16 protein-coding genes are annotated in these 19,614 nt (G+C 61.4%); 9 read left to right on the top strand and 7 right to left on the bottom strand.

The annotated features are described in order from the left end of the window. The first annotated feature begins 27 nt into the window (after positions 1-27). Complete coding sequence (locus QC815_RS00665; RefSeq protein ID WP_230446134.1) at positions 28-504, top strand: nucleoside deaminase; 477 nt, start codon at positions 28-30, stop codon at positions 502-504. A gap of 62 nt (positions 505-566) precedes the next feature. On the opposite strand, the gene QC815_RS00660 is transcribed toward QC815_RS00665, so the two are convergent. After that, positions 567-740: a YqaE/Pmp3 family membrane protein gene (locus tag QC815_RS00660; RefSeq protein ID WP_230446135.1), complete on the bottom strand. Its 174-nt coding sequence runs from the start codon at positions 738-740 to the stop codon at positions 567-569. A gap of 259 nt (positions 741-999) precedes the next feature. On the opposite strand from QC815_RS00660, the gene QC815_RS00655 reads away from it, so the two are divergent. Next, positions 1,000-3,036 (top strand): TonB-dependent receptor family protein, encoded by a 2,037-nt coding sequence (locus QC815_RS00655; RefSeq protein ID WP_422828127.1) that lies wholly within the window; start codon positions 1,000-1,002, stop codon positions 3,034-3,036. 76 nt (positions 3,037-3,112) lie between these two features. Here QC815_RS00655 and QC815_RS00650 read toward each other — a convergent pair whose 3' ends face one another. The 3 genes from QC815_RS00650 to QC815_RS00640 form a co-directional block, all read right to left on the bottom strand. Beyond that, positions 3,113-5,635 carry a glucose/quinate/shikimate family membrane-bound PQQ-dependent dehydrogenase gene (locus tag QC815_RS00650; RefSeq protein ID WP_309766409.1) on the bottom strand — a complete coding sequence of 841 codons (2,523 nt, stop codon included), beginning with the start codon at positions 5,633-5,635 and terminating at the stop codon, positions 3,113-3,115. A gap of 247 nt (positions 5,636-5,882) precedes the next feature. Beyond that, positions 5,883-6,887, bottom strand: coding sequence for an NADP-dependent oxidoreductase (locus QC815_RS00645; protein ID WP_230446137.1), 1,005 nt, complete (start codon positions 6,885-6,887; stop codon positions 5,883-5,885). A 202-nt stretch (positions 6,888-7,089) separates the two neighbouring features. After that, positions 7,090-7,476: a septal ring lytic transglycosylase RlpA family protein gene (locus QC815_RS00640; RefSeq protein WP_309766407.1), complete on the bottom strand. Its 387-nt coding sequence runs from the start codon at positions 7,474-7,476 to the stop codon at positions 7,090-7,092. A gap of 317 nt (positions 7,477-7,793) precedes the next feature. On the opposite strand from QC815_RS00640, the gene QC815_RS00635 reads away from it, so the two are divergent. Continuing rightward, positions 7,794-8,909, top strand: a complete 1,116-nt coding sequence (locus QC815_RS00635; RefSeq protein WP_309766405.1) for a hypothetical protein — start codon at positions 7,794-7,796, stop codon at positions 8,907-8,909. A gap of 46 nt (positions 8,910-8,955) precedes the next feature. On the opposite strand, the gene QC815_RS00630 is transcribed toward QC815_RS00635, so the two are convergent. Beyond that, the gene (locus tag QC815_RS00630) at positions 8,956-9,834 is read right to left on the bottom strand and encodes a DMT family transporter (RefSeq protein WP_230446140.1); all 879 of its coding nucleotides are present in this window, start codon (positions 9,832-9,834) and stop codon (positions 8,956-8,958) included. A gap of 119 nt (positions 9,835-9,953) precedes the next feature. Between QC815_RS00630 and QC815_RS00625 the strand changes: the two genes are divergently transcribed. Further along, positions 9,954-10,832: a LysR substrate-binding domain-containing protein gene (locus tag QC815_RS00625; protein ID WP_230446141.1), complete on the top strand. Its 879-nt coding sequence runs from the start codon at positions 9,954-9,956 to the stop codon at positions 10,830-10,832. A gap of 104 nt (positions 10,833-10,936) precedes the next feature. Continuing rightward, positions 10,937-11,494: a cytochrome b gene (locus QC815_RS00620; RefSeq protein WP_230446142.1), complete on the top strand. Its 558-nt coding sequence runs from the start codon at positions 10,937-10,939 to the stop codon at positions 11,492-11,494. Between the two features lie 3 nt (positions 11,495-11,497). Here QC815_RS00620 and QC815_RS00615 read toward each other — a convergent pair whose 3' ends face one another. Both QC815_RS00615 and QC815_RS00610 read right to left on the bottom strand, forming a co-directional pair. Beyond that, positions 11,498-13,300: a diguanylate cyclase gene (locus tag QC815_RS00615; protein ID WP_230446143.1), complete on the bottom strand. Its 1,803-nt coding sequence runs from the start codon at positions 13,298-13,300 to the stop codon at positions 11,498-11,500. A gap of 270 nt (positions 13,301-13,570) precedes the next feature. Next, positions 13,571-14,440, bottom strand: a complete 870-nt coding sequence (locus QC815_RS00610; RefSeq protein WP_230446144.1) for a LysR family transcriptional regulator ArgP — start codon at positions 14,438-14,440, stop codon at positions 13,571-13,573. A 197-nt stretch (positions 14,441-14,637) separates the two neighbouring features. On the opposite strand from QC815_RS00610, the gene QC815_RS00605 reads away from it, so the two are divergent. The 4 genes from QC815_RS00605 (at position 14,638) to QC815_RS00590 (ending at position 19,606) form a co-directional block, all read left to right on the top strand. Beyond that, positions 14,638-15,918 (top strand): imelysin family protein, encoded by a 1,281-nt coding sequence (locus tag QC815_RS00605; RefSeq protein WP_230446145.1) that lies wholly within the window; start codon positions 14,638-14,640, stop codon positions 15,916-15,918. Between the two features lie 93 nt (positions 15,919-16,011). Then, a complete protein-coding gene (locus QC815_RS00600; protein ID WP_309766400.1) occupies positions 16,012-17,445 on the top strand; it encodes a di-heme oxidoreductase family protein in 1,434 nt (477 codons plus the stop codon). Positions 17,446-17,488: 43 nt separating this feature from the next. Further along, positions 17,489-18,514, top strand: a complete 1,026-nt coding sequence (locus QC815_RS00595; protein ID WP_309766398.1) for an imelysin family protein — start codon at positions 17,489-17,491, stop codon at positions 18,512-18,514. 3 nt (positions 18,515-18,517) lie between these two features. Next, complete coding sequence (locus tag QC815_RS00590) at positions 18,518-19,606, top strand: DUF1513 domain-containing protein (RefSeq protein WP_309766396.1); 1,089 nt, start codon at positions 18,518-18,520, stop codon at positions 19,604-19,606. Positions 19,607-19,614 lie beyond the last annotated feature (8 nt).

Genomic DNA, 19,614 nt, shown 5'->3' with positions numbered 1-19,614 from the left:
GAAGCACCACCACAATCAGGAGGATATATGTTGGATGATCAGGAAACTGCCTACATCGCCCGCGCTGTAGCGTTGGCCGAAGAAGCCCTTGAAGCGGGAGACGAGCCCTTTGGTAGCGTGCTGGTGAGCGGTGACGGCGAGGTGCTGGCAGAGGATCGCAACCGGATTGCCGGTGGCGATTCCACCCAGCACCCCGAGTTTGCTCTGGCGCGTTGGGCGGCTCAGCATATGACGCCCGAGGCCCGGGCCAGGGCGACCGTCTATACGTCCGGCGAGCACTGCCCGATGTGCGCGGCGGCCCATGGTTGGGTAGGGCTTGGGCGGATTGTCTACGCCAGTTCGTCACAGCAGTTGAGCCACTGGCTTGCCGATCTGGGCGTGGCGCCGCCGCCGGTGGCCACCCTGCCCATTCAGCAAATCGTGCCCGGCCTTCCCGTGGAGGGCCCGGTAGCCGGTTGGGACGACAAGGTGCATGCGCTGCACCAGCGTCTCCACGGGGCATGAGCGACGAGCATAAAAAAACCGCCTGAGTGGGACTCAGGCGGTGTATCGCTTGCCATTGCCGGCTAGTGTTTCAGTATCACGTAGAACGCGTGAATGATGCCCGGTATAAAACCGAATAGCGTCAGGAGGATGTTCAGCCAGAAATGTCCTTTAAAACCGACCTCAAAGAATACGCCGAGGGGCGGTAAAATGATCGCAAATATCATCTTGATCGGATCAGTCGCGGTAAACGCCATGAAGCCTCCTTTGCTTTCAGGGTAGGGGTGCTAGTCACCATGTCGGAAAAACGGTAACGACCGTTTTAAAACGCCTTTAACGCTTGTGTTAACAACAGTGTTAACGGCAACGGCCATGCGGATACACCATCAATGTAGACACGCTCGGCGCTTTTCACGAGGCCGATGTGAATACCTGTGACGCGAGCCGCAGTAAAACGTTCCGTGTGCTGTACAATGCCTTTATTTAAGTATTATTTAATATATTGGGAGGGACTCCGTGAAAAAGCTGACCACCTCGATTTGCCTGGCCGGCTGCGCGCTATCAGGCCTCACCTGGGCGCAATCCAGCGAGCCGACCATGGCGACGCTTGAGGTGACCGCTCCAAGGCTGGCCCGCGAGCTGTACGCAACGCCTGCCGCCGTCACCACGCTCGAAGGAGACGCCATCGCCCAGGGCCAGCAGCGCGTGCGATTGGATGAATCGCTGGTGCGGGTGCCCGGCGTGTTCTTGCAAAACCGTGATAATTTCGCCCAGGGCCAGCGCATCTCGATTCGTGGCTTTGGCGCCCGCGCGCCCTTTGGCGTGCGTGGCATCACGGTCATGGTTGATGGTATCCCTTATACCCTGCCGGACGGCCAGGCACAGCTCGATGCGATTGACCTGGACAGCGCCGAGCGTATCGAAGTGATCCGCGGGCCGTCGTCGGTGCTCTACGGCAATGCAGCAGGCGGTGTGATCGATGTGACCACCGCCGATGGCCGCGATAACCCCGGCACGAGCCTGCGCGCCGAGGCAGGCAGCGATGGCTACCGTAAGACATCCCTGCAAACCGGGGGGAGCCAAGGCGACTGGTCGCACCACGTTAGCCTCTCGGCGCTCAATGTCGATGGCTATCGCGAGCAAAGCTCGACGGAAAAGTACCTGTTGAATGCCAAGCTTCGTCGGGAACTGGGCAGCGAGCGGGCGTTGACCGCCATCGTCAACCTGTTGGACAACCCGCGCTCGGAAGACCCCGGTGCGCTGAACGCTAGCGAAGTGGCGAACGGACGCGACCAGGCAGCGCCGAACGCGTTAGCGCTGGACGCGGGGCAGAACGTGGATCAGCAGCTTCTGGGTCTGCAGTACGAGGATTTGTCTGCGGGTTCCGGTGAGTTTTACCTCAAGGGGTTTATCTCCCAACGCGATTTTGAGCAGCAACTGCCCTATGTGGGCGATAGCCGTATCGGCTACCAGCGTGATTACCTGGGCGCGAGCGCCGAATACCACCACGAGATAAGCCTGGGCAGCCTGCCGCTGAGTTATATCGCGGGTGTCGACGTCGCCCGGCAGGATGACGAACGCTTTCGCAACGATGTAAACCCGCAGGGCGTGGTCGGCGAGCAGCTTGCCGAAGAGACCCAGACGGCGACGTCCACCGGCGTCTTTGCTCAGGGGGATCTATCACTGACCGAACAGGTAACGCTTTCACTGGGTGCGCGTTTCGATCGGGTCGAGCTGGAAGTGGATGACCGTTATCAGCAGGACGGTGATCAGAGTGGCAAGCGCAGTTTTGACGAATGGAGTGGCTCGGCGGGGCTCAGCTACCGCTATCGCCCCCAGCATCAGGCCTACGTGAACACCGGCACGGCCTTTGAAACGCCGACATTCAGCGAGTTTGCCAACCCGGCGGGCGGCGGGTTCAATGCCTCGATCGAGCCGCAGAAGGCCTGGAACCGCGAGGTCGGAGCGCGGGGCTATTTCGCGCCGTTGGCGCTGGATTACGACCTGACGCTGTTTTCGGTGCGCGTGCGCGATGAGCTGGTGCCTTACGATGACGGCGGCCGTACCTTTTATCGAAACGCCGGCGATACCGACCGCGACGGCATCGAGCTGGCACTGGGCTGGCAGTTTGCCGACAAGTGGCGGCTGGACAGCGCCCTGACGCTGGCGCGCTATGAGTTTGATCGTTTCTCCACGCCCGGCGAGCGCTTTGACGGTAACCGCATTCCGGGCCTGCCGGAGCAAACCTGGGTCAACCAGTTGACCTGGGAAGGGCGCGACGAGCGCTTCGCCACGCTGGAAACCCAGTACGTGGGTGACTTGGTGGCCGATAACGCCAACGAGACCCAGGTCGATAGCTACTGGCTGGTAAACCTGCGGGCGGGGGACGGCTGGCGATTGACGGACAAGACGCGCCTCAATGCCTATGTCGGCGTGCGCAATCTGCTCGATGAAAAGCACTACGCCAACGTGCGCCTGAACGCGAGCTTCGGGCGCTTTTACGAGCCCGCGCCAGGGCGCAGCGTGTACGGCGGGGTAGAAGTGAGTTTTTAGTCTCTTGCCTTTTAGGCAATGAAATCGGGCGGCCCTTGGGCCGCCCGATGTGTTAGTGCTGGCGTTGGTTAACCGGTTACTCCGGCAGCGCGTAGCCAATCACGTAATCGCCCATCTTGGTGCCAAAGGTGCCGTGTCCGCCCGCCGTGACCACCACGTACTGGCGGCCGTCTTCCCCGGTGTAGGTCATGGGCGTTGCCTGGCCACCTGCGGGCAGGCGTGCCTTGAACAGCTCTTCGCCGGTGGCGATATCGTAACCGCGCAGGTATTGGTCGAGCGTACCGCTCAGGAATGACACGCCGCCGCCGGTGGTCAGCGGGCCGCCCAGCGCTGGCACGCCTACGTTCAAGCCAATCGGCAGGTCGAAGGGCATGCTATCGCGGGTGGTGCCATTACGATGCTTCCAAACAACCTCGGCTTCCTGCAGGTCGATGCCCGCCACATCACCCCAGGAGGGCGCTTGGCAGGGCAGGCCGAGCACTGACAGTAGCGGCCCCAGCTTGACGGCGTAGGGCGCACCGGCATTGACTTGCAGCCCCTGTTCGCTGGCCGAGCCCTGACCCTCTTCGACCTCTTCACGAGGAACCAGCGTCGAGACAAAGGCCAGGTACTTGGCGCCGGTGAACAGCGCCTGGCGTTCGGGGTCAACCGCGACCCCGCCCCAGTTCATCACGCCCACGTTGCCCGGGTAGACAATGCTTCCTTCAAGAGACGGCGGTGTGTACTGCCCTTCGTAGCGCAGGGTGTTGAACTGAATGCGGCACATCATCTGGTCGAACGGCGTTGCTCCCCACATGTCGCTTTCGGTGAGCGGCGGGGGCAGCAGGTTGAGTGCCGAGCGCGGCTGCGTTTCCGAGGCCCAGTCGCCTTCAACGGCGCCTAGCGGTGCGGCGACTTCCTCAATGGGCACGATGGGCTCGCCGGTCTCGCGGTTCAGTACATAGAGGCTGCCCTGTTTGGTGGGTTGCACCACTGCCGGCTGGGTTCCCTCGTCGGTGGCGAGGTCAATCAGTACCGGCTGGGCGGGCGTGTCCATGTCCCACAGGTCGTGGTGCACAAACTGGTAGACCCATTCGACCTGACCGCTGGCAAGGTCAAGCGCCACCAGCCCTGCGCTGTAGGTTTCATCGTTCTGGCTGCGGTTGGCGCCGTACTGGTCGGGCGTGGCGTTGCCCATGGGCAGATACACCATCCCCAGGTCTTCATCGACGCTGATCGGCGCCCATACGTTGGGCGAGTTGCGCGTATAGGTCTCACCCTCGTCAAGCGGTTCGGTGTCGTGGGGGTTGCCGCTGTCCCAGTTCCACACCAGCTCACCGGTGTGCACGTCAAAGGCACGAATGACGCCGGACGGTTCATCGGTTGAGCGGTTATCGGTGACGTGGCCGCCCAGAATAATCAGGTTCTCGGTCACCGTGGGGGGCGAGGTGGAATAGTAGCCGCCGGGAGCAAAGTCGCCGATATTACGTGTCAGGTCGATTTCGCCGCCATCGCCAAACGCTGCGCAGCGCTCGCCGTTATCCGCATTTAGCGCAATCAGGCGGGCATCAGCGGTAGGCAGATAGAGCCTGCGCGGGCACATCACGTCAGCGGCACTTGGCATACGGGGCGTGACGTCATCCCCGGCGTCACTGCCTGGGTTCATGAAGAGTAGAAACGCCAGGTCAATATCAAAGGTATCGCGATCGAAGAGTTCAGGCGTCTGGCGGGTGCCATCCGTCTTGTTGGTGTCAGTCTCGCGGGTGTCGTCGCTATCGGCATAGCTACCGGCATCGTAATAGGCGAGGCCGCGGCAGGTCATATGCGCCCAGCCGGAGAAATCGTCGGCGCCCATGGTGCTGATGTCCGGGTCGAAGGACCAGTTCGTCTCGCCGTTTTCCGGGTCAAGCGACATCGCACGGCTGTGGGACGTACAGATATACAGGCTGTCGTTCACCTTCAGCGGCGTGTTCTGGTTGGTGATTTCCGGCGGCGCATTGGGGCCTGCTTCGTCGCCGGTTTCGATGCGCCAGACTTCTTCCAGCTCGCCGATATTCTCCGGCGTGATCTGGTCGAGGGAAGAGTAGTGGGTGCCGGCGTTGGTGCCGCCGTAGGCGGGCCAGTCGTCACCGGCTACCTGGGCGGGGTTGACGCTTTCCTGATGCTCGCTGCGTTGGGTATCGAGCGTGCCGTCGAGCGCAGCGGGGTCGTCAAACTGGCTGGTCAGTGCCACGCCCATCGCGGCCAGGACGCTGAGCCCCAACGCGAGGCTGCCGCCACGCGAGTCGAGGGGTTTTCGCCACCACGGCAGCAGCAACACAATGCCGATCAGGCAGGGGATGGCCACCCGAGGAACAAGCTGCCACCAGTCCAGGCCGACTTCCCACAAGGCCCACGCCAGGGTGGCCGAGAGGATAAGTGCGTAGAGCCAGAGGGCGGCGCCTTTGCGCAGTGCCAGTAATATCCCGCTGGCCATGACGCCAACGCCCGCTATCAGGTAATAGGCGCTGCCGCCCAGGCTGAGCAGCTTCCCGCCACCGATGGCCAAGGCGAGGCCCGCGATGATCAGTAGTAAGCCAAGTAGTAGCGCAGGCCATTTAGCCCGCTTTTGTTCTTCCATGAGGGTTCCCCTTTTCATAATCTCGAATCGCGGCTTGACGTACCCACGACCCACCGTGCGCTTTATCGTAAGTCGATAAAACGCTTAACATGCTAACTATTTTAAATATCAATGCGCCAATGGTCTAATGATTTCAAGAGGCACGCAATGTAGTAGCCAGGATGCGCTATGAAACAGGAGGGCCATAAAAAAGCCGCGCTGATTAAAACAGCGCGGCTGTAAAGAACCAAAGGGGAAAGAGGGGAGCCTAGTGGTCCAGCTTGACCAGCATTTTACCGGTATTGCCGCCTTCAAATAACGCCAGGAAGGCGTCAGGCGTACTTTCGAGCCCTTGCTTGACGGTCTCCTTGTAGTCGATCTTGCCGTCCACGACCTGGGGCGCTACTTCGTTGAGGAAAAACTGATAGTGTTTCCAGTGATCGGCGACGATAAAGCCCTGCATCCTGGCCTTGCGCACCACGAGTTGAGACAGGTTGCTGGGGCCGGGTACCGGGGTTTTGGCGTTGTAGCTATCGATCATGCCGCACACCGCTATTCGCGCGCCTTCATTCAGCTGGCTAAGCGCGGCTTCAAGGCAGATACCGCCCACGTTTTCAAACACCACATCAATGCCTTTGGGGCTGGCAAGCTGAATCGCATCGCTCAGTTCCTGGGCGTTTCGATCGCGGTAGCTCACCGGCTCGACCCCCAGGGATTCCAGCCAGGCCAGTTTGTTGGCCGCACCGGCAATGCCGACAACATGGCAACCTTTGGCCTTGGCCAGTTGGACCGCCAGCGATCCCACTGCACCGCTGGCGGCGCTGACCAGGACGTGGTCGCCGGGTTGGCAGTTGGCAATCAGGTTGAGGCCGGTCCAGGCCGTCATGCCGGGCATGCCCAGGACGCCAAGATAGGCTTGCTCGTCGACACCGAAGTCGGGCAGGGCCTGCACGCCGTCGGCGGGGATCTGCGCGATGTCACGCCAGCCACCCATATGGCCCACCAGGTCGCCTTCCTTGAAGCGCTCGTCGTGGGAGGCGATGACGTCGCCTATCGCGCCGCCTTCCATGGGGTTGCCCAGTTCAAAAGGCGCCACATAGGTATGAACGCCGGTCATCCGGCCGCGCATGTAAGGGTCGACCGAGAGCCAGCGGTTGCGAATGCGCACTTCGCCAGGGGCGAGGTCGGGCAGAGTTTGGGTTTCCAGCTCAAAAAGCTCGCGCTCAGGGCGTCCTTCCGGATAGCGGCTCAAGGTGAAAAAGCGTGATTGCATGGGGCCTCCTGCGTATGCGTTGGGAATACGATCCGTGCTTTGTAAAGACCGTTAGCGTGCTTGATAGTTCGCCGTCAACGCAAGCGTCGTAAAGCCAAGGGAAGTGCCGAGGAGGAGGTGAAACGCACAACGGGCGCCTGGGCGCCCGTTGTGGTTAGGTACGATGGTGTGAAACGAGCGAGCCGATCACATGAGGCGGCCGCTAGTCGAGCAGCGTGACCAGAACCGGGGCAACGCCACGGTTGATAATGCCCAGCTGCCGCGCGGCGCTTTTCGACAGATCAATGATACGGCCTTTCACGTAGGGGCCGCGGTCGTTGATCAGTACTTCTACCTCTTGCCCGGTATCCGGGCGAGACACCAACACCTTGGTGCCGAAGGGCAGGCTGGGGTGCGCGGCGGTCAGCGCTTTCTGATCAAAGGCTTCGCCACTGGCGGTGGTTGCCCCTTGAAAGCGGTCGCTGTAGAAGGAGGCAACGCCTCGCTGAGTATCGGCCGGTGTACCGTGTGCCAGAGCGCTATTCACTGCCGTGGTGAATACGGCTATGGCAAAGCAAGCATTTAATAACGTGTTTTTGATAGCTCCCATAAGGAGTACCTCAGTGTGTCGTGTCGCGGGTTCCGCATTCATCGATGAGGTGCCAATCAGGCGGCTCGATAGTAACCCTGTCCGACGTGCTGAGCAAGCTTTTAGACGTTCGGTGCCGTTGGCTGCATATTAGCCAACGTTAACCCGTCTGTTGGGGGCCTTTGAATTCAGTGGCTTATTCAAGTTCAAGGCAGTGCTGGCATCGTGTGCACAGAAAAACGCAAAGCCCGGTTGGACAATCCCCCATCATGGCGAAGATGGGCTTATAATGCCGCGTTCAATCAGTCCGTTTTTGCCACAGAATCAAGGATGCACGCATGGCTAAATCTTCTCCCTTAAGTTATCTGCTCGTTGCCGTTGGCGGTGGCGTTATCGGCTTCTTAGCGGCCCAGGCGATAACGCCCGGCGTGTCGCCCGATTCAGCGCCTGCCTCACAAACCGAGGGCGAGAGTAGTCAATCCGAGCGGCTGGCGGGTCTTGAGCGTGTCGCGCTGGGCGAGCGCTTGCGAGGTGAAATCACCTCGGAAAGCGAGCTTAACGGCAATGACGGTAGCCGGTTCGAGCGCTATGTCATGGCGCTCGAGGAAGACGATCTGGTCGAGGTAACGCTGGATGGCGCGCTTCAGGGCGTCGTCTCGCTCTATGATGACCAGCTTCAACTGGTAAGCAGCGGCGAGATCATGCGCCAACGCATCGATCAGAGCGGCGATTACATGCTGGTAGTGAGCGGCGCGGACGCGCAAAGCTATGGGCCTTTCTCTCTGGAGAGCCGTAGCGTCGAGCTTAGCGACAGCGACACCCTCACACTTGCATCGCCGCTGGATAGCTGGCTGCAACAGGACGAGCGCGAATACAGCTTCACCATCGACGAAGCCGGCATGTACGACATCGACATGCGTTCCGATGAGTTCGATACCTTTCTGGTACTGGAAGGCCCGAGTGGCTACTACCGCGAAGACGACGATAGTGCCGGCAATCTGAATGCGCGTATCGCCGACTTCCTGGCACCGGGTGAGTATCAGCTCACGGCACGTTCTGCTTACGGCGATGGCGAGGGCGTGTTTACCCTGGCGCTTGACTCACGCGAGCTGCCGAGTGACACCGAGCTGCGTAACTCGGGCGAGCTGACGGCCGATGCGCCCATCAACGGTTGGTACAGCGGCGAGGCACTGACCTACGAACTCACCCTCGACGAAACATCTGACGTAACCCTCGAAATGCGCTCCAGCGATTTTGATACCTTTCTGGAAGTTGAAGGTAACGGGGTGGCGTTGAGCGATGACGATGGAGCAGGCGGCACGGATTCGCGTATCGGCGAGCAACTGTTGCCCGGGACTTATACGGTCACTGCGCGTGGCTATAACCTGTCGGCCAGTGGCCTGTTCGAACTGACTGCTCGCACCGAACCAAGCGAGGTTGAACCCGAGCTCTAAGCCGGATGGCCGCCTGGTTATCCAGGCGGCCGTCTCTCTGCGCAGGCTATCGGCTGGCCTTGAGGCAACCTACCACCACCAGCAGGGCCGCAATCGGTAGCCGCCAGTCAAGGGTGCTCATGCCGGCCAGCACCAACAGTAGCGCCGCCAGTATCGGCACCCCGTAGGCCAGGCTGCCGACCAGGCTGGTGTGTCCCCAGCGTAGCGCCTTGTCCCAGGCCACCATGGCGATGCCGTAAGGGCCGAGACCCAGGGCCATGCCGGTCAGGACGGCTTCGCTGCTGGGCAGCGCCAGTTGGCCTTCCAGTATGGCGCTGGCCGCTGCGGCCATCACGCAGGCGATCAACAGCAAGCGGGGAAGCAGGGGTGTCAGCGGTACCGGCGCCACCTGACTGAGCCAAGAGTAAAGCGCCCAGCAGCAGGCCGCTAAAAGCGCCAGCGCATAACCGGTGAGCGCGGTATCCGTGCCGCCGCCCGAGGCTTGAGGAATCAACAGCACAGCGGCGCCGGCAAAGGCAATCAACGCCCCCACCAGGCCGCCTATGCGTAAACGTCCGAACCGGCTCCACTGGCTGAGCAGCACGAACAGCACTGGCCAGGTATAGGTAATCAAGGCGGCTTCGGCGGCAGGCGCAAGCCGCATGCCGATAAAGTAGGTGCTGACGGCACCGATAATCAGCAGCGGAACCCCCAGCCAGATACTCACCTGCCAAACGCGGCCGCAGGTCGCGACGTTAACCCGCCGACTCAATGGCAGGGTAGCCAGCGCCCCCGCCAACAGTGTCAAAGCCGTAAGCTGAAGCGGCGGCGTGGCGCGGGCATAATCGGCCAGCAGCGGGGCGACACTCCAAAGCATCACGGCCACCAGCGCCGCGCCAACACTGTAGCTTCGTGGAAACACAACGAGTGGATTGACATGATGCATAGCGATCTCCTGACCTTGCCTTGAAGTGACTTGCCTTGAGGTGACCGGCAAAGCATACTCATTCGAAACACATCACAATAGCGATGTTTATTGATCGTTATTATCAAGGAATATGATGTATGCGAGCGCCTACGCTGGACCTGACGCTTTTGCGCACCTTAGTGACGATTGCCGATACCGGTAGCGTGACGGCCGCTGCCAAACGCCTGTCCTATACCCAGTCGACCGTGAGCATGCAGCTGCAGCGTCTGGAAGCGCAGCTGGCATTGACGCTTCACGAACGCGAAGGACGGCGGCTGCGCTTTACCCCCGATGGTGAACGCCTGCTGAATCATGCGCGGCGTCTGTTGATGCTCAACGATGAAGCCTGGAGCGACATGCAGGCGCATCAGGTCAGCGGCGAGCTGACGCTGGGTATCCCGGAGGACTATGCGTCGCTATTGCCGTCGGTGTTTGCCTACTTCCACCAGCTTTACCCCGGCGTGGGGCTGCAGGTTCGCTGTGGCACCAGCGGCGATCTGGTGGAGCGCGTCAAACGCGCCGAGCTGGACCTGGCGCTGGTGACCCGGCAGCGTAACTCCCCGGGCGGCGAGGTGATTCGCCGCGAGCCGCTGATCTGGGCGGTGGGCGTCAACCAGCAGCCATCGTTAACCGATCCGCTGCCGCTGGCGCTGTATTCCCCCGGCGCGGACGTCTTCCGCGAGATTGCCGAACAGGCATTGCGCAATGCCGGCCGCGACTGGCGCGTGGCCTATACCAGCCAGTCGATGGCCGGCCTGGCGCCGATCGTCACGGCGGGGCTGGCGGTGGTCGTGGTCACGCGGAGCATGCTGACGCCGCTGTTAAGGCCCCTCGATGAAGCCAGCGGCTTGCCGTCGTTGCCGATGATCGAACTGGCCCTGCACCGCGCGCCGCACCGCCCGTCGGAACCCGCGCGACGCCTGGGCGAGTTGATTCGCGAGCAGTTGGCAGCACCGGTCGATGCCTGGGCGCCCTAGCGCCAAGCGTTGACGATGACGGGCGGCTTTATCGGCGAAGCCGCCTGGAAATGGCTAAACTAAGCCCACATAAGCGATTTTTGAGCGGGCGAAAGGAGCAGAGCATGCACGAGTTGGATCACTATATTTACCCGCACCGGGTACTCCACTGGCTGGTGGCAGGTGCTGCGCTGCTGTCATTGGCGAGCGGTTTGACGCTGGGCTTTCTGGGCTTTGAGCGAACGGTGTCGCTGATCGGAACAGGGTTCACCAATGGGCTCTATACCAGCCACAAAACCCTGGGCGTGGCGATACTGCTGCTGATGACGCTGCGTATTATCACCCGGATAGCGTTTGTCGTGCCCGACCATGACCCGCCCCTCAACGCTTTCGAGCGCATCGTCAGTACCAGCGTGCACCACCTGCTCTATGCGGCCCTGGTGGTGATGCCGCTGTTAGGTTGGGCGGCAACGGCCAGCGGTGGTTTCCCCGTGGAGTTCTTCAAGTGGCATCTGCCCGGCCTCATCGGGGAGTATCCGGCGCTGTCAGAGCGGCTCTTCATCTGGCACGGCTGGCTTGGCTGGGCGATTGTGGTACTGATCACGCTGCATGTGCTGGGGGCGCTTTATCACTGGCGCATCAAGCGTGACCACGTGATGACGCGAATGAGTCTGTTCGATTAGCGCCTAGGACGGCGCCGAGCCGTAGCGCGCACTGCTATCGGTTTGGCGGGCTTTCTCGTCGTACATCTGGCCGTCGGCTTCACGCATTAAACACTCGAGGCTTTTGCCGTCAGCGTGGCTGACGCTCATCCCGATACTCACGTCGACGCTGACCCGTTCGTCGCAGGGCAGCTTGATGGGCGCGCGTATTGCCGCGCTCAGGCGGTGGCGGATATCGTTGAGCGTGTTGAGGTCGTCGATGCCCTCGATCAACAGAATGAACTCATCGCCGCCAAAGCGGGCGGCGTGGTCGTGGGCGCGCGCCAGGTGTCCGATACGCCTGGCGACCTGTTGCAGCACAAAGTCGCCTGCCTCGTGCCCAAACTGGTCGTTGACCGGTTTAAAGCGGTCCAGATCCAGCATGAATAGCGCTACCGGCTGGCCGGTTCGCTGACTGCGCCGGAGGGCTTTCTTGGCACAGTCGGTCAAGCCATTGCGGTTCAGTAGTCCTGTCAGTACATCGCGACTGGCCAGGTGCTCGAGCGCCCGGGTGCGGTCGGCCACCTTCTGTTCCAGCACTGCCTCCTGGCGTTTGAGCGTCATCAACATTTCCGCCTGAGCGCGCTCCTTCTGGTGTTTGAGCTTGTTGAAACGCGCGGCCAAGGCAAACGACAGCAGCAGCATTTCCAGCGCCGAGCCAATCTGTATGCCGTGCAGGGTAATAAAGTTGGCGGGCAAGATGCCCAGGTTGCGCAGTGCAAAAACGCAGGCCCCGACCAGAAAAAGCGACCATGCCAGCACGAACAGCCGGGCACTGGGTACGCGTTGTGACACGCAGTACACCCCGCAGATCAGCATCAGCAGCGCAGCCACGAAGCCGGTGATGTCCATCAGCCGCAGAGCGGGCTGAATAGGCAGTATCAGCGTCGCCAATAGCGCGACGATGCAATAGCCGCGAAAATAACTCAGCAGGCGATGCCAGCGGGGCGTGAAGTGTTGCGTGTTGAGAAAGCTCTGGGCGAACAGGGTGCCCATGGTGGAGGCAAAGGTGAAACCGATGGCGACCAGTCGCGCGGTGTTGTCGCCGAGGATGCTCCAGAACATCAGCGTGCCGATGCCGTTGAACGTCAGGATCGCAACGGTAAAGCCGAGCGCAAACAGCGAGTAATACAGAAACACGCGTTCTTTCAGGCCGAAAAACAGCATGACGTTGTAAAGGCCTAGGGCGAGAAGCATGCCGAAATAGGTCGCCAGCCAGAAGTTGTGACGATCGTTTTGCGTGTAGAACGCCTGTTCGGACAGCAAGTTGACGTTGAGCATTTTGCTGCCTGCGGCGCTGACTTGGGCGTACAGCGTGACCGTTTCACCGGGCGCGAGGGTCAGTGGGAACACCGGTTGGCGATGGGCAAGCGCGCGTTGGGATTTTGGCACGGCGCTGCCGCTGGTCATTTGTTCGCTGAAATGCTCACGCACGACATGCAGCGTGACGTGATCCAGAAACGGGTACTCGAACGCAACGATCCAGTCCCTGGACTGCTGGGTAGGGTTTTCAATCCGGGTACGCAGCCATACGTCGTCGGGCGTGTAGCCAAAGTTCAGGTCGCGCTTGTCTTCAGCCTGGGTGAACGGCGGGTTGCGTGCCAGAAGCTCGTCAAGCGCCAGCGATTCGTCGCTGTGCAAGAACTGGGTATGAGGGGTAAGCGAGTAGCGTGACTTATCCGGCGAAATCGAAAGCGATGCAATGGCTTCCTGCCAGCAAAGCAGGCATCCCACCAGCAACAGCAGGACACGAGCTAAGGTGTTTCTGGATAAACAATAAGCCTGCATAGGGGTCGCTTTGGTTATGTTTTTCTCCCCCGTGGCGTTTTCTATAAAGGCCATTACCGCTGTCGGGGTGTGTCAACCTGGCTATCGCACGGGCTTCGCCAGCGTGCGGTAAATGTAAAGCTTACCTAGCTTACTGTGGCATCTACGTCGTTCTGAAGACACTTGATGGGTCAACGGTAATTCAGCCGTTCACGAATACCTGGCTTGCGCAGATGACGATAAGTGCAAGTGTAGAAAGGGTTTGACGCAGATATCAGAAAAACGCATGACCTAAATCAAGGCGACCTGTGCCAGCCGTTCGGTCAGTCGCTCGACCAGATTGCCGCTATGCCGCCAGTAATGCCAGTAGAGCGGGACGCTCAGGGTTTGCCCCGGGGCAATGCTAACCAGTTGGCCGCTTTGCATCAGCGCATGGGTCTGGAGCTGCGGCATCATGCCGTAGCCAATGCCCGCCGCTGCCAGACGCATAAAGCCCTCCGATGAGGGGCATAAATGATAGGGGAAGCGGCCATGGTAGCCGCATTGGGCAAGAAACTGGTGCTGCAACTGGTCATGGGGGCCATAGACAATGGCGGGTGCCTGTAGGAAAGCGTCCGCGCTAGGGCCGTGAGGAAAGTAGCGCGCCGCATAGGCCGGGGAAGCAAGCGGGTGGTAATGCATGTCGCCTAATGCCAGGCAGCGAGCGCCGGCGATGGGTTGGGGAGTCGCACACAGGCATGCCGCGACGTCGCCATCGCGCAGGCGCTTGAGGCCGACGTCCTGGTCTTCGATCACCAGGTCAAGCAAGAGCCCTTCGGCCTCGCAGATATCGGCGATGGCATCGGCCCACCAGGTCACGACGCTATCGGCATTGATCGCAATACGCAGGCGGGGAGCCGGGTCATCCAGGGTGGGCAGCGAGCCGCGCAGATCGCGTTCCAGTAGCTGGACTTGTTGGTAATGTGTCAACAGCCGCTGTCCCGCCGGGGTGGGCGCCAGGTGAGGGTGGCGTACCAGCACCGGCTGCCCCAGACGGACTTCGAGAGCTTTGACCCGTTGCGAAACGGCCGACTGCGAGAGTCCCAGCACGTCGCCGGCACGTTCGAAGCCCCCGCATTCCACCACGGTGGCCAGCGCTTTGAGTAATTTATAGTCGAGCATGACGGTGTTTCCAGGGTCTGAAACAGTGACGGTAAGCAAAAAGACGCGATGAAACAAATCGGCTGATCTGGTTAAGTAGTAGGTGGGATTGAATCTCAAAAGCTAATCGATTACATTCAGTTTATGGGGGCGGCATCGCGCCAGGTGCCGGTACCTTCCACGACCCGCTATCACGCTACTAACAAAAGGATACTGCCATGTCCGCCGTCATGCCCCGTCGGCCTCTCGCCGGCATTGTTGCGCTGGGCGCCTTGATGCCTTTCGCCGCTTTTGCCAGCAACGATGTCACCACCGACGCCGTGGTGCACCACTACGCCGATCTGGCCCATGCCAATTACGCCGATGCGCTCAACGCCGCCGAGGTGTTGAACGAGCGCATCGACGAATTGCTCGCCAACCCTACCGACGACAACCTGAAGGCCGCCAAGCAAGCCTGGCTGCAAGCGCGTATTCCCTATCAGCAGAGTGAAGTGTTTCGCTTCGGCAATGCCGTGGTCGACGATTGGGAAGGACAGTTGAATGCCTGGCCTCTCGATGAGGGCATGATCGATTACGTCGAAGGCGATGACTACCAGCACGAACTGGGTAACGAAGGCGCCACCGCCAATATCATTGCCAACGAGCAAATCACTGTCGGCGGCGAGAGCCTGGACGTCAGCGAGATCACCCCAGAACTCCTCGCCGACCTGAATGAAATTGGCGGTTCGGAAGCCAACGTCGCCAGCGGCTACCACGCCATCGAGTTTCTGCTCTGGGGTCAGGATCTGCATGGCTTTGAAGCAGGCAACGGCGAGCGCCCGGTGAGCGATTATCAAACCGGCGACGACTGCACCCATGGTCACTGCGACCGCCGCCGTACTTACCTGGATGCAGTATCCGATCTGTTGGTCGACGATCTTGAGTGGATGGTCGCCCAGTGGGCACCGGACAGCGAAGACAACTATCGCCAGGAACTGTTGGCGGAGAGCGATCAGGAAGGCCTGCGGCGCATGCTGTTTGGCATGGGGTCGCTGTCGCTTGGCGAGCTAGCCGGCGAGCGCTTGAAGGTAGCGCTGGAAGCCAACTCATTCGAGGATGAACACGACTGCTTCAGTGACAATACCCACAACTCCCACTACTACAACGGTCAGGGTATTCAGAATATCTACACCGGCACCTATCAGCGCCTTGACGGCAGCGTGGTCGAGGGGCCTTCCCTCGAAGACCTGCTGGCGCAGGAAGACAGCGAGTTGGCCGATGAGCTTCGTCAGCAGCTCGACGCCACCATGGCGCGCCTTGATGCGATCAAGCAGGCGGCTGAGGCGGAAAGCTCGCCAATGGCCTTCGATATGATGATTGCCCCTGGTAACGAGCAGGGCAGCGAATTGATCAACGACGCGATTCTCACCCTGGTGGCGCAAACGGGCTCCATCGAACAGGCCGCCGGCGAGCTGGGCGTGACGTCCCTGCAGCCAGATGACGCTGGCCATCAGTTTTAATTCAACCTGTTGATGCCCATGAGCCGCCGGTGGCTTCGTCACCGTGCGGCTTTTGCGCTTCGTGTTACGCGACATCCGCCTCAAGGTATTCCCATGTACCGCTTATTCCGTGTCTCGCCAAGCCGGTGTTCGCTATCCGGTCTTCTGCTGGTGCTGATGACCATGTCCGCGCAGGCAGCCGAATCACCTGACCAGGATTATCCCATTCAGACCACGCCCATGAGCGGTGGCGACGGGTCGGTGGAACAGTTCGACCACAATGCCTACTCGCTGCCGCTGGGCAATATGTCGATGACCAAGCGGCTGGATTTCAGCGTCGGCAATAGCTTCTTCCGCAACCCCTGGGTGGCGGCCCCCGCCAGTACCGAGGCCCGTGATGGCCTGGGCCCGCTCTTCAATACCAATAGCTGCCAGGGCTGCCATATAAAGGATGGCCGGGGACATCCACCGACAGGGGATGAGAGTCCCATTGCGCTGTTTCTGCGCCTCTCGCTGCCTCCTCAGCAAGCGGAGCCGGAGGTTCTGGAGCAGCGCGGCGCGCTCCCCGTGCCCAACTATGGCCTGCAGCTACAAACGGCGGCCATCAGCGGTGCCGAACCGGAGGCCAAGATGCTGATCGAGTATCGTCCTCGGGAGGTGACGTTTGCCGATGGCACCAGCGTGACGCTCCAGGAGCCGCTTTACTCGATTGCCGAGCCCGCCTACGGCGAGCTGCCCGAGGATCTGCAGACCTCGCCACGGCTGGCACCGCCGATGATTGGCCTGGGGTTGCTGGCGGCGATTCCCGACGCCGATCTGCTGGCGGCCGCCGACCCTGACGACGCCGATGGCGACGGCATTTCCGGCCGTGCTAACCGGGTGTGGGACGTGCGTCGAGGGACCACGGTGGTCGGGCGTTTCGGTTGGAAAGCCGGCGAGCCCAGCATCGAGCAGCAGGGCATGCACGCCTTTGCGGGCGATATGGGGCTGACGTCCAGTCTGGTACCGCAAACCGACTGCATGGCGAGCCAGGGCTGCGATAACTTCCCCAACGGCGGCACACCCGAGGTAAGCGATGACGTGGCCGACTTCGTGACCTTCTACGCCTCCAGCCTGGCAGTGCCCATGCGCCGCAATATGGACGACCCGGCGGTGAAGCAGGGGGCTGAACGGTTCAATGCCCTGGGCTGCGCCAGCTGCCACACGCCCCGTCATCGCACCGCGGCGGATGCGCCACGCCCGGCGCTGGCGGATCAGATCATATGGCCCTATAGCGACCTGTTGCTCCACGACATGGGCGATGCCCTGGCCGACCATCGCAGCGAGTTCAAGGCCGATGGCCGCGAATGGCGCACCCCGCCGCTGTGGGGCATCGGCTTGGCGAAAACGGTTAACCCCCGCGCAGGCTTTCTCCACGACGGCCGTGCGCGCACCCTTGAAGAAGCGATTCTCTGGCACGGTGGCGAAGCTGACGAGGCCACCCAGGGCTACCTTGCGTTGCCCGAAGACCAGCGCGCTGAACTCATTCGTTTTCTTGAATCCCTGTAAGGGGCGTTGAATGGTTGAAAGACTTGATTGCCAAGGAGTTTAGATGATGGCTGCGTTTCGACGGTTGGGTTTGCTGGCCTGTGCGTTTTTGGCGGCACCGCTTTCTTTTGCTACGGAGAACACCACCCCACGGGAGATGTGGCACAGCGCCGTGGAGATGCAGTACGCCGAGCTGAGCGCCGCCTCCGAGCGGCTGGAGGCTAGCGCCGCGCGTTTCTGTCAGGGCCCCGACGAAGCACTCAGGCAGCGGCTGGAAGATGACTGGCTGAGCGCCTATCAGGCCTGGCAGGCGGTGCGCTTTATCCAGTTTGGCCCGGTGGAGCAGAACAGCCGGGGCTGGCAGCTGCAGTTCTGGCCGGATCGCAAGAACCTGGTGGGCCGCAAGGTGAACGGCTGGCTGAAAGCGCCCGACGCGCCGGATGCCGAGGTGATTGCCGGTGACAGCGTGGCGATTCAGGGCTTTCCCGCCCTGGAGTACCTGCTTTATGACGATGCCATGGACCAGCAGGCCCTTGGCGAGCCGAATGCCTGTGCACTCATGCAGGCCATCACGACCCATCTTGCGGATACCACCAGTGCCCTGCATCGCGACTGGCAGGCCTTTGGTGAGCACTATCTTGATACTTCTGACTACACCGAAACCACCCTTGCGAGCGCTATCCAGGCCCTTGAACTGCTTGAAGATAAGCGCCTCGGGGAGCCCATGGGCCTTAAAGGCGCCCCCGCCAACGGCTACCTGGCGGAAGCCTGGCGTAGTGGGCAAACGGTTTGTTTGGTAGAGAGCAGCCTGGAGGGACTGCGTACCGGCTTCCTGCCCGGCCTTACCGCGCAGCTGCGTGAGGCTGGTGCGCTGCCGCTCGCCGAGGCGTTTCGTGATCAGCTGGACAAGACGCTCGCTCAGGCCAGCGAACAGCCGTCGGGCTTGGTGTCTGCCCTGGACGACGAAGCGGCGTTTCGCGGCCTGCAGTCGCTCTACCTCGATATCAGCCAGCTACGCCACCTGCTGGGCAACGAGATAGCCGCTGAACTGGGGCTGGTGCGCGGCTTCAATTCCAGCGACGGGGATTGAGCCATGCAGCGACGCCAGGTACTCAAGGTAGGCTTGGGCAGCATGGCCGTGGCGCTGACCCCGCTGAGCTGGGCGCTGCCCGCTCGTGAGGAAGTGGATTGGCTGTTTAGCGCGGTGGATGACGCCAGTGGTGGGCATTTCATCGCCGGGGTGGCGCTGGATGGCCAGGCCCGGTTTATGATCGAGGTGCCCGAGCGCTGCCACGGCGGCTGCTTGCGGCCGGACTCCCGCCAGGCGGTGCTGTTCGCCCGCCGCCCCGGCACGCGGATGCATGTGATCGACGGCGACAGCCGCCAACTCGCCCACACCATCGACGCCGGGGAGGGTTACCACTTCTACGGGCATGGCGTGTTCGACCCGGGCGGGCGCTACCTCTATGTCACCGCCAATCGTCTGGCGGATAGCGCCGGGTTGGTGCGGGTTTACGACGCTGCCAACGGCTACGCCCATGTGCGTGATATGCCGCTGGAGGGCATTGGCCCTCACGAGCTGCGGCTGATGCCGGATGGTGACACCCTGGTCATTGGCTTGGGCGGCATTCAGACCCACCCCGACTACGGCCGGGTAAAGCTCAACCTGGACACCATGGCGCCGGCGCTGGTGCTGATGGATCGCCATAGCGGCGAAATCCTGGCCCGCCACGCGCCTTCACACCACCAGCTAAGCTGCCGTCATCTGGACGTGGCCGCGGACGGCACGGTGATTGCGGGTTATCAGTTCGAAGGCCCTGAGTGGGAGACCCATCCGCTGATCTGCCGCCTGGATGCCGCCGGACACTTTTCAGAGTTGGCGCTGCCCGATGAAGTCACCGCCAGCCTGCACCATTACACCGCCAGCGTCGCGTTCAGCCGTGTTTCGACCAATGTTCTGGTGACTGCCCCGCGCGGCAACCGGGTACTGCTGCTGGATGCCGCCCAAGGCAGGCTTGTTGCCAACCTGGCACTGCCCGACGCCGCCGGCGCCCGCTGCGATGGCAACGGCGGCTTTCTGGTCTCCTCCGGCCAGGGCGGGCTCTACCGGGTAACGCCTGACACGCCAGCGCCTGAACTGCTTGCCAGCCTGGCGCTCCGCTGGGATAACCACCTGACCTGATCAGCGCT

This window comes from Vreelandella gomseomensis (genome assembly GCF_031451645.1).
Lineage (GTDB): Bacteria > Pseudomonadota > Gammaproteobacteria > Pseudomonadales > Halomonadaceae > Vreelandella > Vreelandella gomseomensis.
This window is presented reverse-complemented; position numbering and strand designations above follow the sequence as displayed.

Coding starts and splice junctions, on each gene's coding strand:
- QC815_RS00640 (WP_309766407.1), bottom strand. CDS start 7,476: ATGGGAGCTATCAAAAACACGTTATTAAATGCTTGCTTTGCCATAGCC.
- QC815_RS00665 (WP_230446134.1), top strand. CDS start 28: ATGTTGGATGATCAGGAAACTGCCTACATCGCCCGCGCTGTAGCGTTG.
- QC815_RS00630 (WP_230446140.1), bottom strand. CDS start 9,834: ATGCATCATGTCAATCCACTCGTTGTGTTTCCACGAAGCTACAGTGTT.
- QC815_RS00625 (WP_230446141.1), top strand. CDS start 9,954: ATGCGAGCGCCTACGCTGGACCTGACGCTTTTGCGCACCTTAGTGACG.
- QC815_RS00660 (WP_230446135.1), bottom strand. CDS start 740: ATGGCGTTTACCGCGACTGATCCGATCAAGATGATATTTGCGATCATT.
- QC815_RS00610 (WP_230446144.1), bottom strand. CDS start 14,440: ATGCTCGACTATAAATTACTCAAAGCGCTGGCCACCGTGGTGGAATGC.
- QC815_RS00600 (WP_309766400.1), top strand. CDS start 16,012: ATGTACCGCTTATTCCGTGTCTCGCCAAGCCGGTGTTCGCTATCCGGT.
- QC815_RS00590 (WP_309766396.1), top strand. CDS start 18,518: ATGCAGCGACGCCAGGTACTCAAGGTAGGCTTGGGCAGCATGGCCGTG.
- QC815_RS00645 (WP_230446137.1), bottom strand. CDS start 6,887: ATGCAATCACGCTTTTTCACCTTGAGCCGCTATCCGGAAGGACGCCCT.
- QC815_RS00620 (WP_230446142.1), top strand. CDS start 10,937: ATGCACGAGTTGGATCACTATATTTACCCGCACCGGGTACTCCACTGG.
- QC815_RS00635 (WP_309766405.1), top strand. CDS start 7,794: ATGGCTAAATCTTCTCCCTTAAGTTATCTGCTCGTTGCCGTTGGCGGT.
- QC815_RS00595 (WP_309766398.1), top strand. CDS start 17,489: ATGATGGCTGCGTTTCGACGGTTGGGTTTGCTGGCCTGTGCGTTTTTG.
- QC815_RS00650 (WP_309766409.1), bottom strand. CDS start 5,635: ATGGAAGAACAAAAGCGGGCTAAATGGCCTGCGCTACTACTTGGCTTA.
- QC815_RS00615 (WP_230446143.1), bottom strand. CDS start 13,300: ATGCAGGCTTATTGTTTATCCAGAAACACCTTAGCTCGTGTCCTGCTG.
- QC815_RS00605 (WP_230446145.1), top strand. CDS start 14,638: ATGTCCGCCGTCATGCCCCGTCGGCCTCTCGCCGGCATTGTTGCGCTG.